Here is a 13,388-nt window from a genome sequence, read left to right as displayed (position 1 = left end):
CAATCACCAACTGTCTGGCATTTCAGACTCGACGGCTACGATGGCAGTCATGCGCCACGTATTGCCCGCCCTCGCCGCCGCCTGCCTGCTGGCAGGATGCTCCTCGCAGCCGCAAGAAGCCCAAGAAGCCACAGAAGACCCCGAAAACTATGTGGCCCTCGGGGATTCCTACGCGGCGATGGGCTCGACGACGCTCCCTCTCGATCCGCCCGATTCCTGCGCACGCGCACAAGATTCCTATCCAGAACTCGCCGCGCAGGAGATCACCACCAGTTCTTTCCGCAACGTCGCCTGCCAGGGCGCGAGCACGCTGGATGTTTTATCCTCCGCGGGCGAGCACCCCGCCCAGGTGGACGCACTGGCCGCGGATACATCCCTTGTCTCCTTGAGCATCGGCGGCAACGACGTAAGCTTTGTGCGCCTGACCCAATGCGCAACGGACGATATATGCCAAGACGAATCGGGAGCGCAGATAGACCTGGAGCTACACGATCTACCCCAACGCCTGGACAAGGTCTACGGGGAAATCGCCCACCGCTCGCCCGAGGCAAAGGTCATTGCCACCGGCTATATCCCCCTCATCAACCCCGGCGAGACCTGCCCCTTCATAGAAAAAATCCCGGCCACAGACCGGGAGTGGTTGGCAAATACCATCCAGCGCATCAACCAAGCGGTGCGCGAGGCCGCCGAGCGCAACGGCGCCACCTACGTGCTGCCTGACGATGCCCCGCAGCACTCCGCCTGCTCAGGCAAACCGTGGGTGGACTTTACGGGGCAGGATACCGATTCCTTCCCCATGCACCCCACCCACGCGGGCCAGCGGGCTATGGCCGATGCGCTACGCGCTGCCCTCTAGTCCGGCGCGCGCGGCGTCGTCGGAGCCGGGCACGCGCATCTCGAATTTTTCTGTGACCACGGTGTAGTCAAAGTAGCCCATGCGCGCGATGGGCTTAATCTTGAGGATGTCAAGCTTGCCTTCCTCATCGATGACAGATTCATCGATATGGATAGTCTTTACATCCGCCACCACGAGGTCGATGCTGCCCACCTTGGAATTGCCAGGCACGCGCAGCGTGGTCTTGTACTGGCACTCGAACTTCACCGGCGATTCTTTCACCATGGGAATGCGGTAATTGTCCGCATATTCCTTGGTAACGGACAGGCGGTCCCACTCGCTGTCGCCATAGTCGAGCACCTGGGCGGATTTATTGACTTCCTCGCGAAGATCATAGGTGGCCATATTCCACACGAACCAGCCGGTCTCCTCCGCGTTAAGCACCGTGTCCTTGCGACGACCATCCGGATACTGGTTGGCCGAAAACATCACCATGGGCGGATCGAAGGTGAGGTTTTGCCACTGGCTATAAGGAGCGATATTTTCGCGGCCCTCACCATCCACGCTGGAAAGCCATCCAATGGGGCGCGGTACCGTGCTGGCTTTGAAAGGGGAAAACGGCAAAGGGTTGGGCTCAGATTGCGGGTGCCAAGAGATGGTCGACATATTAATCACGCAGCTTTCCAGTAGCATTCTCGACAGCTTCGACAAGCGCGCCCTCCTTGACTAGGCGCACGGTCTCCTCGATTTCCGGCGAGAGGTAGCGGTCCACACCTGGCCCCTTGACGGTTTCGCGCAGCTTGGCGATTACCGCGCCGGTTCCCTTGGCCGGGGTACCCTCGCGCATGTCGATAGCGCGGGCAGCGGTGAGGATTTCTACGGCAAGCACGCGTTGTAGGCCATCGACGGCCTTGCGCAGCTTGCGGGCGGCGGACCAGCCCATGGATACGTGGTCTTCCTGCATGGCAGAGGAAGGAATGGAATCGGCCGAGGCCGGGGTGGCCAGGCGCTTTAATTCGCTGACGATGCCAGCCTGGGCGTATTGGGCGATCATGTGGCCGGAGTCGACTCCGGGGTCATCGGCAAGAAAGGCGTTCAAGCCGCGGTTGCGGGCCGGATCCAAGAAGCGGTCGGTGCGGCGCTCAGAAATGGACGCCAGGTCCGCGGTGACGATGGACAGGAAATCGAGCGCATAAGCCACCGGGGCGCCGTGGAAGTTGCCGTTGGAGACCACGCGGCCGTCCTTAGCCACGACCGGGTTGTCCACGGCGGCGGCGAGCTCGCGCTCTGCCACCTGTGCGGTATGCGCCAAGGTATCGCGGAAACCGCCGGCCACCTGTGGCGCGCAGCGCACGGAGTAGGCGTCTTGGACCTGGTTCTTCTTGAACTCCTCCAGCGCTGCGGCGAGGATCTCGGAGCCGTCCGCCACCTGGCGGATATTGGCGGCAGAATCGGCCTGGCCCGGGTGCGGGCGCAGCTGCTGGAGGTCATCGGCAAAGACCACGAGGGTGCCAAGCAGGCCTTCTACCGTCATCGCGGTGGCGATATCGGCGGTCTTGGCGGCCGCACGCAGGTCAGTAATGGCCAGGCAGAGCTGGCCCAGCATGCCATCGGTTCCGTTGATAAGCGCAAGGCCCTCCTTCTCGCGCAGCTCCAGCGGCTCGATGCCGGCGGCGGCAAGAGCCTCGTCGGCGTCCTTGAGCTCGCCGCCCACGCGTACCTCACCCTCACCCAACAGCGCTAGGGCGCAGTGAGCCAGCGGGGCCAAGTCGCCGGAGCAGCCCAGCGAACCGTATTCGCGCACCACCGGCACGATGCCGGCGTTGAGCGCCTTGGCATAAGTTTCTACCACCACGGGGCGCACGCCGGTACGGCCGGTACACAGGGTGGATAGGCGCAGCAGCATGAGCGCGCGAATTACTTCTTCTTCCACCTCAGGGCCGGTGCCGGCCGCGTGGGAGCGCACCAGGGACAGCTGCAGCTGCGCGCGCATCTCTTCTGGAATGTGGCGGCGGGCAAGCGCGCCGAAGCCGGTGGAGATTCCGTAGACCGGCGTGGGATCCTGGGCCAGTTCTTCGACCCGGTCGCGTGTGGAGGCGACCTCGTCCAAAGCCTCGGCGGAGATTTCTACCGTGGCACCGTAGCGGGCAACGGCCACGACTTCCTCAATGGTCAGCGCTCCGACGCCGACTGTAACGGTGGATGGGTATGCATTAGGCATGATGACTCCTAGTGTCTTTAGGGCAACAAAATATAGCTCACGTCACAGCCTAACGCGCTAGCCCGCATGGTACCTCACTTTTCGCGCTGGCGATACATTTTCCCCGCAACTTTCTCCGCGGCCTGGCGCAGCGCCGCAATGAGCTCCTCTACCCTATCCGCCGGCGTGGACACGGGATAGGTCACCGCAATGGCCGCCGCAGGCCGCTCCAAGTGGTCCAGGATGGGCACCGCCACCGAGGCCTGGCCCCGCGAGATTTCTTCCACCTCCTGATCCCACCCGCGCGCACGGGCCAGGTGCAGCTGCTCTTTGAGGAAACCAAAATTTTCCCCGCCCGCGGTATCAAAGGCGGCCTTGACCTCGGATTCCGGCAGGTGCGCCAGCATCACCCTGCCCGAGGCCGTCTTATGCGCCTGCAGGCGCACCCCGACCTCCGTAACCAACGAGGTCGCGCCCGGCGCGCGGACCTCCTGCAGGTATAAAATCTCCGAGCCCGCCATACGCGAAAGGTGCCCAGATCCACCTACCAGCCGCGCGCATTCCTCCAGGTCGCGCGTTGCCATGCGCACTAGCGGCTGCTGGGTTACATAGGCAGAGGCCATCGAATACGCGGCCAGCCCCAGGCCGTAGGTCTTGTGCTCGGGCAGGTGGGCAACGAAGCCGGCATCGACCATCTCCGCGAGCAGGTGGTACGTGGTCGAGCGCGGCAGGCCGAGCTCGCCTTGGATGCGGGCGGCGGAAATCGGGACATCGATAGTCGATAGCAGCTTGAGGATGTCCAGGGCATGGCGCGCAGCGGGGACTCGATTAGCACTCACAGCGCCCAATTATATTCCGCTACTGCCAGACAAACTCACCGCACGCTTCTAGTATCGGCACTATGAATACCGAATCAGCCCCACTTTTTACTCCCGCCCCCGAGTGGTCCGGCCGCTCCGATGGTCCCGGCCCCGAGCACGCGCGCTGGCATAGCGTTATCAACCAAGCCGAATCCGCGCCCGTAACCCTGCTGGGGTTTGCCTCCGATGAGGGCGTGCTGCGCAACGGCGGCCGCCAAGGTGCTGCCGCCGGCCCCGCCGCCCTGCGCACAGCCCTCGGATCCCTCGCGGTTCACCACGGCCATGCGCTTGCCGATGCCGGAACCATCACCACCCAAGCCGACGATCTCGACGGCGCCCACGAGGCCCTATCTGACAAGGTCGAAGAACTCGTCCGCAGCGCTACCCTGCCGATTATCTTGGGCGGCGGGCACGAAACCGCCTTCGGCTCCCACCGCGGCCTGTTCCGCGCGCGCGGTGCCACCCCGATCATCAACCTGGATGCCCACTTCGATCTCCGCCACGCGGACCACGCCACCTCCGGCACGCCCTTTACCCAGATTTCCCAGCTCACCGATGACTTTGAGTACACCGTCTTCGGTATTTCCCGCCCCAATAACACCGCGGTGCTCTTCAACGATGCCGATAAGCTCGGCGTCAACTACACCCTGGATGAGGAGCTGGTGAACCTCACCCCGGCCGAATGCGGCGCGCTCGCCACCCAGGCCACCGCCGCTGCGGACAAGGTCCACCTCTCCATCGACCTGGATGTCCTTCCCGCCTCCACCGCGCCGGGTGTATCCGCTCCGGCCAGCCTCGGCGTTGCCTACGAGCGCATCCGCGCCCTGGCGGTCGCCATCGCCGCGACGGGCAAGCTCGCGCTTGTCGATGTCGTCGAGCTCAACCCCACCTTCGACATAGACAACCGCACCGCCAAGGCAGCGGCACGGCTTATCGATGACATCGTTAACGCTCACCTCACTGCGGTAAGCGGGCAATAAACCTCAAAACAGCAGGTGCGCAATCGGGGTCGCAATCACGATGGTGAGGGCCACCCGCTCAAACCAGATGATGACCAGGTGAGATAGCTTCACCGGAATCTTGGTGGCCAAAATGCACGGCACCAGGGCGGAGAAGAAGATGATGGCAGAGACCGCCACGACCCCGATGACGAATTTCAGCACCATGGAATCGCTGTCGGCCACCGCTGTGGCGGGTAGGAACATCTCCGCAATGCCCATCGCCGCGGCCTTGCCGCCAAGTGCCGGCTCCGGCAGCTGCACTATCCAAGCAAAGGGATAAAACAGGTACCCAATCCATTCAAAGATCGGGGTAAACCGCGCAAGCAGCAAGCCAATAAGGCCCACCGACATGATGGACGGCACGATGGCCGCGGCCATGCGCACGCCATCGCGCAGGTTATCCCAAATGGCCTGCGGCAGCGACGGCGCGCGCTGCAAAGCCAGCATCGCTTCGCGCCACGCATTCTTAAAACGCGATCCTTCCACCGGCTTTTCTGGGTCAGGCTCTACACCCGCGCAGTATTCATCCGGAATCGTCCGCAGCGGCGGGATGCGCACGGTAATGGCCGTAACCAGGAACGTCACCAGCAGCGTGACGGCGAAATAGGTGCCCCAGATATTCATCAAATCCAGTTGCTTGGCCACGATGACCATAAACGCCGCCGATACCGTGGAAAACCCCGTGGCAATAACTGCAGCCTCTCTGCCGGTATAACCGCCCTTTTGATAGACACGGTCCGTGACCAAGATGCCCAGCGAATACGACCCGACAAAGGATGCCACCGCATCGATGGCGGAGCGCCCCGGCGTCTTCCACAGCGGACGCATGATGGGTTGCATCAGCACCCCAACAAATTCCAAGAGCCCAAAGCCAATGAGAAATGCCAGGAAGGTACCGCCGATGGGCACGATAAGCCCCACCGGTGTGGCAATGGAGTTCCACAAGAAGGGAACCAAGTCCTCATCGCCCAATACCCACGGCAGCGCGTCAATGACCATGAGGAAGGAAATGACCGCACCGGCGATATTGAGGACCGCAAAGACCGCCTGCAGCGCACTTTGCTTAAACGCCCCAGTGCTAAAGCTACGGACCGTGCCATACACGGCGAGCGCAAAAATAAGCCACGGCACCACCGCCGGAATGCTATCGCGCACGATGGTGACCATGTGGTCCAAAGGAATGGAGTTCTTTTCCTTATACGTCACAGGAAAGAAGAACACGAACGCGCCAATGGCGCTATAAACAAAGAGTTTCCACCGTCCCTCAGGCCGCGGGACTTCCCCGTCATGGCTCTGGATGGAGGAATTAACTGAATCAGTAGAAGTCACGATAGACCGCCCCTCAAGCTTGCATGATGATCAAGCCCGCGCGACAGCCTGACGCGAACATTGCGATTATGTTAGCTAAATTACATCTTCTTGTCTAGCGTTTCTTAGCTCAAGGCACAATGGGATTATGTCTAACCCCATCCGCGTCGTCGGCGCCGTCTTTCACGATGGCGATCGCTTCCTCGCCTGCCGCAAGAAACCCGGAAAACCCCTAGAAGGACATTGGGAATTTCCGGGCGGAAAAATCGAACCGGGAGAATCACCCGAACAGGCTTTAGCCCGCGAAATTCGCGAGGAACTCAACCTTACTGCCCGCGTAGGCAGCAAACTCACGACGACCATCTACGAGTACGACTTTGCCACCATCGAACTAACCACCTTTTATTGCACGCTCACCAGCGGCGAGCTTCGCCTGAGCGATCATGACGCAACCAGGTGGGTTACCCCCGCAGAAGCAATGGAGCTGACCTGGGCGCCAGCAGATATTCCAGCCGTGGAAAAACTTTGCCCTTAGAATCTTGTAGCTATGAGTCATTCCTTGGATTCCTCGCTCCCCTTCGGCGTTTACGAAACCCCGGTGACCTCGCGCATTCGTGAGCGAATGGAGGAAACGCAAAGCCGACACCCATCGGCGGGATTCGGGGTAGGAAACGGCACAGATGATAGCGCTCGCGGGCGCTATACCTCGGCCATGTCTCAACACATCGGCGATTTACTAGAGCAACGCCTCATGGGGCTCAAATCCTCAGCAGACCGAGTAGCCCTTATCAATACAATCGCTGGAATGCTTGGCGAGGACGAAGATATTGATACCGAGCAACTCCTCTACGCCGTCTACAACACTTCTTTAGCCGAGCCTCCGCTGCTTCCGGATGTATCGCTGACTAAGAGCGCGCTTTTTACTAATGCCCAGGGCGAGACCAGCCTGACCAGCGAGGTTGAGCGGGAGATAAAGACAGCCGATTCCGTCGACTTATTGTGTGCCTTCATCAAAAGCTCCGGAATCAGTGTCCTTGACCAGCAATTGCAGTTCCTGCGCGACAACCAGATTCCATTCCGCCTATTGACCTCTACTTACTGTGGGGCTTCCGATGCGGCGGCTCTTAAACGCCTGGTAGAAAAATATCGCGCCGATGTAAAGATTTGCTATGAGCATAAATCCACACGCCTGCACGCCAAAGCATGGCTATTCCGACGGGATTCTGGCTTCGACACCGCTTTTATTGGAAGCTCGAACCTTTCGAGGTCTGCTCTTATCGATGGCTGGGAATGGAACGTGCGCGGCTCTGCTACGGCGACGCCTGAGGTCATCGAAAAATTCATAAAGACTTTCGACAGCTACTGGCACGATAGCCACTTCAAGACTTTTGACCCCGCCAGGGATATGGATCGCCTGCAGGAATCCCTGCGCATTGCAAAAGGCACGGAGTCCCCACAAGCTTTGCGCCAATTAGAGCTTTCTGGCCTAGAAGTTACTCCCTATCCTTATCAAGAAGAGATGCTCGAGGCGCTGCGGTCCGAACGTGAGGTAAAGGATCGCCACAAAAACCTACTCGTTGCGGCGACAGGCACCGGCAAGACCGTCGTAGCTGCCCTGGATTACCTCAATCTTTGCCGGCAGTGGAAGCGTCGCCCACGTTTGCTCTTCGTCGCACACCGCAAAGAAATTCTTCACCAAGCGCGGCGTACGTACCGCGAGGTGCTCAAGGATGCCAACTTTGGCGAGTTGCTTGTCGATGGCACCGAGCCCCGGCGCTGGGACTTCGTATTTGCGAGCGTTCAGTCGCTCAATTCCACTCGCTTAGAAAAGCTCGCGCCGGATCAATTCGATGTGGTGGTCATCGACGAATTCCACCATGCAGAAGCTCCAACATATAACGCGCTTCTTAGCCATTTTGAACCAGACGAATTACTTGGGCTGACCGCAACACCTGAGCGCGGCGATGGCAAAAATGTCCAACAGTACTTTGACTACCGCATTGCCCATGAGCTTCGCCTCTGGGATGCTTTGCGCCTGCAACTTTTGGTTCCCATGCATTATTACGGAATTGCAGACGGTACGGATCTTTCTTCGCTTACGTGGAACAGGGGCAAGAAAGATTACAACACCAACGAGTTGTCAGAGTTTTATATCAAGTCTGGTGAAAAACGGACGCGCTTTATTCTTAATGAACTGGATAAACGGATTTTCGATCTTTCTGAAATGAAGGCGATCGGCTTTTGCGTCTCCATTGCCCACGCAGAGCATATGGCCCAGCAATTTCAGCACTTTGGAATTCCAGCCCAGGCCGTAACGAGCAAATTAACTTCTTCTGAACGCGCAGAAGCCATTCAACAACTCGAAAGCGGCGCCATCAAGGCTCTCTTTTCCGTTGATATTTTCAATGAGGGCGTCGACATCCCAGCGGTCAATACACTGCTCTTGCTCCGGCCAACCCAAAGCCCGGTTATCTTCCTACAGCAACTTGGCCGCGGTCTTCGCCTTGCTCCCGGAAAGGATTCTTGTACCGTATTCGATTTCATTGGCCAACAGCATGTTGAATACGATTTTGAGCGTAAATTCAATGCATTAACGAGAAAACGCGGGAAACATCTACTCACCGAGATAGAGCAGGGCTTTCCCACCACGCCGCCGGGAACGCACATCCAATTCGATGAATCGACGACGGAACAGGTCCTCAACAACGTAAAGAAGACGACACGGAGCAACTTGCGGAAAGTGCGTGCGCTGGTGGCGGAATTGCGAACTACCGATCTCAAAGAATTCCTCGACGAGGCAAACCTCGAATTGGAGGATATTTATCGCCCCAACAAATACTCCTGGACCCGCCTCCTGCGCGAGGAAGGCCTCCTCGAGCCACGTGACGATGAGATGGAAAGCTTCTTACTCAACCGGATTAAAGTTTTCCTCCACGTCAATGATGCGACACGCATTGAGGCTTATCTTCGAATCCTAAAATCCTCCACTTCGCAATTCGGCGATATGTCGCCCACTGATCAAGCCTTTGCACGAATGCTGGTCTTGGGCTTTTGGGCTAATTCCAATGCACCCAGCCCGTCTTCTTTTGACCAAGCGCTGGGGATATTGCGAGAGCACCCGCGAGTTATTTGGGAACTTGAACACGTCATGCGGCTACAAAACGATGCTTCGCGCATTATCCCGCAGCCTAGTGACGACACCGTTCTGGAAACTCACGCAGACTACTCTCTGGCAGAGTTAGTCGGCGCCTTGCAAACTGGCGAATTAGAAAAACTGGTCAGCCTTCCGCGCGAGGGAGTGAAATACTTCCCCGAGATGAACATGGACTTATTCTTGGTGACTTTCCAAAAAGACGATCAAGTTAGCGCCACCACGAATTACCGGGACTACCCGATTTCACCGGATCTCCTCCACTGGGAATCGCAATCGACAACAACTCTAAAATCGAAGGCCGCACGTCGTTATATTCGGCATGATGAGCTCGGCGGGAAGATTCTTATCGCCTCTCGCTTTACTAAGAAGAACTCAGTGGGCACCGCGAGCGCCTATACATTTTTGGGTGCTGTGGATTATGTTTCCCACCACGGTGAAAAGCCCATTCAGTTCCAATGGAAGCTGCAAAGAACCATGCCAAAGGCGCTGTACGCTGCTGGCCGGACCGTCGCTTAGCACGCATGGTTGAATAATTGGGCTGCACTCTACCAGTCAAGAGTGATACATTTCTCTTAAGTGATTCACACCATAGCCACTTAAGGAAGTGTCATGAGCCATTCAGATAACCACACCGGCGTAACATCCGCCGAAGGCCAACAGACACACAACTCTGAGCCACAAGCAAAGGTGAAATGGACCCTCGTTGGTCCGGGTTTGGTCGCCGCAGCTACCGGCGTCGGTGCCGCCGACCTGGTGGCAACCATGATTGCCGGCCAGCGCTACGGTTACGCACTGTTGTGGGCCGTCATCGTCGGTACGATTATGAAAATCGTGCTGGTGGAAGGCGTCGGCCGCTATAGCTTGGCCACCGGAAACACCATGTTCCACGGCTGGCGGGAACTAGGGCGCTGGACCTCGTGGTACTTCGCGCCCTACATCGTCATCTGGGGATTGGTATATGGCGCCGCCGCCATGTCCGGCACCGGCTTGGCATTGAGCGCACTCTTCCCCGGGACAAGCTTGACCATGTGGGCTATCCTGACCGGCGTATTGTGCTTTGCGCTTACGTGGTTGGGTCAATACCAGCTCTTTGAAAAGCTTGCCGCCGTATTAGTTGGCATCATGTTCGTCACTGTGGTGGGCATCGCCGCAATTACAGCGCCTAATTTGCCAGAGATTCTGCGCGGCCTCGTCCCCACCATCCCGGATGGGTCTTTCGTCTACGTGCTCTCCATCGCCGGCGGTGTCGGCGGCACTATTACCCTTGCTGCCTATGGCTACTGGCTGCGAGAAAAGAAGTGGTTCACGCCCAAGTGGATGAAGGTCATGCGCATGGACAACTCGGTGGCCTATGCCGTCACCGGTATCTTCGTCCTAGCTACGCTGGTCCTTGGTGCCGAGCTTTTGTACAGCGCTAATGTCGCTGTCTCCGATAACGACCAGGGCTTGGTGGACATGGCGGACGTGCTGGAGGCTCGCTACGGAACCTTTATTTCTAAGTGGTTCATCGTCGGATTCTTCGCTGCCGCATTCTCTTCCTGCTTGGGCGTGTGGAACGGTGTGTCCCTCATGTTTGCGGACTACGTTGGGCACCTGAAGAACCTCCCACAAGGCCACCCCAGCACCAGCACGGGCGGTAAGTACTACCGCGCTTACCTCATCTGGTTGACCTTCCCACCGATGCTGCTCCTGCTGCTGGGCAAGCCCACCGGGTTGATCATTGGCTACGGCGTCTTGGGCGCATTCTTCATGCCCTTCCTGGGACTTACTCTCTTGGTTCTGCTGAATACCAAGCACACCCCGAAAAAATGGCGCAATGGCTGGTTCATCAACACCCTGATGGGCATCATTTCTGCGGCCTTTGTCTACCTGTGCGTGTCCCAGGTCGCAGGGCTCTTCTAGCCCTGTTGCTCGTAATCTTCAAGGTACGCGCCGATCACCCTTAAGCTCTCGACCTCGTAGAGAGGGATGCGCCGGCGTGTACCGTCCTCAAGCCGGCGAAGCACCCAAGTATTTTCTTCCATCCACCAGGCGCGGCCTACAACTACGTCTGCATTATGAAGCCGTACCCAAATAATCAAAGCGTTATTAACCGCATCAAGAAAGCGCGCGTTTAAGTCATCCACACGCGCATAACTTAGCCGGCACTGAGCGGTTGCCGTCAACTATTTTTTCGGCATTCGCTCTACTTCCACCGTGGACTCCTGGCGGGGTTCGCGGCCGAAGAGCCAGGCGATAATGCCGAAGATGGCAATGGCACCGCAGACGGTGAAGGCTGTGGGGAAGCCATAGACATCGGCAAGCAGCCCAATGAGCATGGGTCCCACGATCTGGCCGAGGTCTCCTGCCATCTGGAAGGCGGACAATACCTTGCCGCCGGAGCGCTCGTTGCCCACGATGTCTGCCACCGCGGCGGTCTGGGAAGGATTGATTAGGCCCGATGCTGCACCCGCAAGGGCGGATACGAGCAAGAGGAACCACACGCTGGTGGCCAGGCCCATTAGCACCATGAAGATGGCGGAGCCGACCAAGCCAATCAAGATAAGCGGCTTGCGGCCATGGAGATCGGACCACCGGCCGGAGAACTGAAGAATAATCGCATTGCCTGCGGCGAAGGCGGCGAGGGCTAGGCCCGAGGCTGCGGCGCCATTATGGAAAATCGCGGCGGCGAAAAGCGGCAGGACGGACACGCGTACGCCCATATTGATCCAACCGTGGGCGAAGTTGGAGGTCAGCACCGCGCGGAAAGCGGTATCACCCCAGGCCTCCTGCAGGCGCATGGGAGGCAGGTCCGACGTAGTGGATTGGGAGTGGTTGACCCGCGGCATCTGCCACCAGACAACGAACGCAGCAAGCATCACGCCAATGCCGTAGATGAAAAATGGCCAGCGAAAGCCCAGGAAGGACAGGCTGGCGCCGAGCACTGGGCCGGCGACATTGCCCAGCAGGAATGCCGTGGCATAGGTGGCGGAGCACTTACCGCGAATCGACGGTGGAGACAGGCGCACGATAAGGCCCATCGCGGAGACAGTAAACATGGTCGAGCCAAGACCTGCCAGGGCGCGCAACACCACGATGTGCCAATACTCTTGGGCAATGGCGACCAAGCCCGTGGTCACGGCAACGGTCATCAGGCCCACCAGGTAGACGCGGCGCGAGCCGACGCGGTCTACCAACGAGCCAGACACGGGCGCGAAGATCAGCCGGGAGGCGGCGAAGATAGAGACCACCAGGCCGGCGGCGGCCATCGAGACATCGAAGCTGACCACGAACTGCGGCAAAAGCGGTGCGATAAGGCCATAACCTAAGGCGATAATGAACGCCGCCGTTTCCATTACCCAGATTTCCCGCGGCACCTTGGGCTTTTCGTAGGGCGCCGGTTCGGCATTAGCACTCTTCATAGCACGTGCAACCTTATGCCTTTGAAGGTCTGAAATCTATTTAAGCTACCTTTTCGAACTTGTGTTTGTATTGTTCGAACTCGTGTCGGCCTTGCGGTTTAGAGTAAGGGCCATGCACAACGTAGATAAGAACTTTTCGCACACAGTACCCAGTCAGCCCAGCGCCACGGCTACGGAAATCGCCGCCGACTTGGCCTATCACCACTATGAGACCGTCAGCTCAATTTCCGCCATCATGCACCACCCGCGGTCCTTGGCTCGCCCCACCCCGACGTGGCGCCCGCCCATAAAGCAACTGCCACCCACACCAGGCGGCGCGGACTACAGCATGAGCATTACCCGCCACCGCGTGGGAGCACGAGTAAAGGCGCGGATCCGCGGGTTCGGCGAAAGCCGCATCCCCGCCTACCTCATCACCATTCGCATCACCGATAACTTTGGGCAGATAGTCGATCCCGCCACGGCGGAAGGATGGGTGCGCACGCTTGTCCCCGCCGAGTTAGCTGGCGCCGTCCACGAGATTGCCCGTGGACCCAATGCCACCTACGTGTGGCTGGTGGATAGCGCCTTTAAGCCCGTACGCTCTCCGGAATCCCTTTTCGCGGGATTCCAGCAAGCGGCTTAGGGGC

The 13,388-nt window shown here is 58.7% G+C and carries 12 protein-coding genes; 6 read left to right on the top strand and 6 right to left on the bottom strand.

The genetic code is table 11. The features are described from left to right. Positions 1-49: 49 nt before the first annotated feature. Positions 50-856 (top strand): SGNH/GDSL hydrolase family protein, encoded by an 807-nt coding sequence (locus tag ACLI1Q_RS05160; RefSeq protein WP_239267836.1) that lies wholly within the window; start codon positions 50-52, stop codon positions 854-856. Here the strand turns inward: ACLI1Q_RS05160 and ACLI1Q_RS05155 are convergent. From ACLI1Q_RS05155 to ACLI1Q_RS05145, 3 genes are all read right to left on the bottom strand, one after another. Continuing rightward, positions 839-1,501 carry a flavin reductase family protein gene (locus ACLI1Q_RS05155; protein ID WP_023021803.1) on the bottom strand — a complete coding sequence of 221 codons (663 nt, stop codon included), beginning with the start codon at positions 1,499-1,501 and terminating at the stop codon, positions 839-841. The two genes, ACLI1Q_RS05160 and ACLI1Q_RS05155, sit on opposite strands and share 18 nt — an antisense overlap. Position 1,502: 1 nt before the next feature. Continuing rightward, on the bottom strand, positions 1,503-3,056 hold the full coding sequence (gene hutH / locus ACLI1Q_RS05150) for a histidine ammonia-lyase (protein ID WP_239267838.1): 1,554 nt from the start codon (positions 3,054-3,056) through the stop codon (positions 1,503-1,505). A 74-nt stretch (positions 3,057-3,130) separates the two neighbouring features. After that, positions 3,131-3,874, bottom strand: a complete 744-nt coding sequence (locus ACLI1Q_RS05145) for an IclR family transcriptional regulator (RefSeq protein WP_239267841.1) — start codon at positions 3,872-3,874, stop codon at positions 3,131-3,133. Positions 3,875-3,936: 62 nt separating this feature from the next. On the opposite strand from ACLI1Q_RS05145, the gene hutG reads away from it, so the two are divergent. Beyond that, complete coding sequence (gene hutG, locus ACLI1Q_RS05140; RefSeq protein ID WP_239267843.1) at positions 3,937-4,875, top strand: formimidoylglutamase; 939 nt, start codon at positions 3,937-3,939, stop codon at positions 4,873-4,875. Positions 4,876-4,878: 3 nt separating this feature from the next. Here hutG and ACLI1Q_RS05135 read toward each other — a convergent pair whose 3' ends face one another. Then, positions 4,879-6,225, bottom strand: a complete 1,347-nt coding sequence (locus ACLI1Q_RS05135; protein ID WP_239267845.1) for a YjiH family protein — start codon at positions 6,223-6,225, stop codon at positions 4,879-4,881. Between the two features lie 127 nt (positions 6,226-6,352). Between ACLI1Q_RS05135 and ACLI1Q_RS05130 the strand changes: the two genes are divergently transcribed. The 3 genes from ACLI1Q_RS05130 to ACLI1Q_RS05120 all read left to right on the top strand — a co-directional run bounded on the left by ACLI1Q_RS05130 (position 6,353) and on the right by ACLI1Q_RS05120 (position 11,260). Beyond that, positions 6,353-6,739 carry a (deoxy)nucleoside triphosphate pyrophosphohydrolase gene (locus ACLI1Q_RS05130; protein WP_239267847.1) on the top strand — a complete coding sequence of 129 codons (387 nt, stop codon included), beginning with the start codon at positions 6,353-6,355 and terminating at the stop codon, positions 6,737-6,739. A 12-nt stretch (positions 6,740-6,751) separates the two neighbouring features. Then, entirely contained in the window at positions 6,752-9,874 is a 3,123-nt protein-coding gene (locus ACLI1Q_RS05125; protein ID WP_239267849.1) for a DUF3427 domain-containing protein, read from the top strand. 93 nt (positions 9,875-9,967) lie between these two features. Further along, positions 9,968-11,260, top strand: a complete 1,293-nt coding sequence (locus ACLI1Q_RS05120) for an Nramp family divalent metal transporter (protein WP_239267851.1) — start codon at positions 9,968-9,970, stop codon at positions 11,258-11,260. Here the strand turns inward: ACLI1Q_RS05120 and ACLI1Q_RS05115 are convergent. Further along, entirely contained in the window at positions 11,257-11,484 is a 228-nt protein-coding gene (locus ACLI1Q_RS05115) for a hypothetical protein (protein ID WP_239267853.1), read from the bottom strand. The genes ACLI1Q_RS05120 and ACLI1Q_RS05115 overlap by 4 nt on opposite strands. A gap of 39 nt (positions 11,485-11,523) precedes the next feature. Continuing rightward, positions 11,524-12,759: an MFS transporter gene (locus ACLI1Q_RS05110; RefSeq protein WP_284849465.1), complete on the bottom strand. Its 1,236-nt coding sequence runs from the start codon at positions 12,757-12,759 to the stop codon at positions 11,524-11,526. A gap of 112 nt (positions 12,760-12,871) precedes the next feature. Here ACLI1Q_RS05110 and ACLI1Q_RS05105 point away from each other — a divergent pair, with 112 nt between their 5' ends. Then, positions 12,872-13,384: a hypothetical protein gene (locus tag ACLI1Q_RS05105; protein ID WP_411697122.1), complete on the top strand. Its 513-nt coding sequence runs from the start codon at positions 12,872-12,874 to the stop codon at positions 13,382-13,384. The last annotated feature ends 4 nt before the right edge of the window (positions 13,385-13,388 follow it).

Source organism: Corynebacterium limaceinasi (genome assembly GCF_046717465.1).
GTDB lineage: Bacteria > Actinomycetota > Actinomycetes > Mycobacteriales > Mycobacteriaceae > Corynebacterium.
This window is presented reverse-complemented; position numbering and strand designations above follow the sequence as displayed.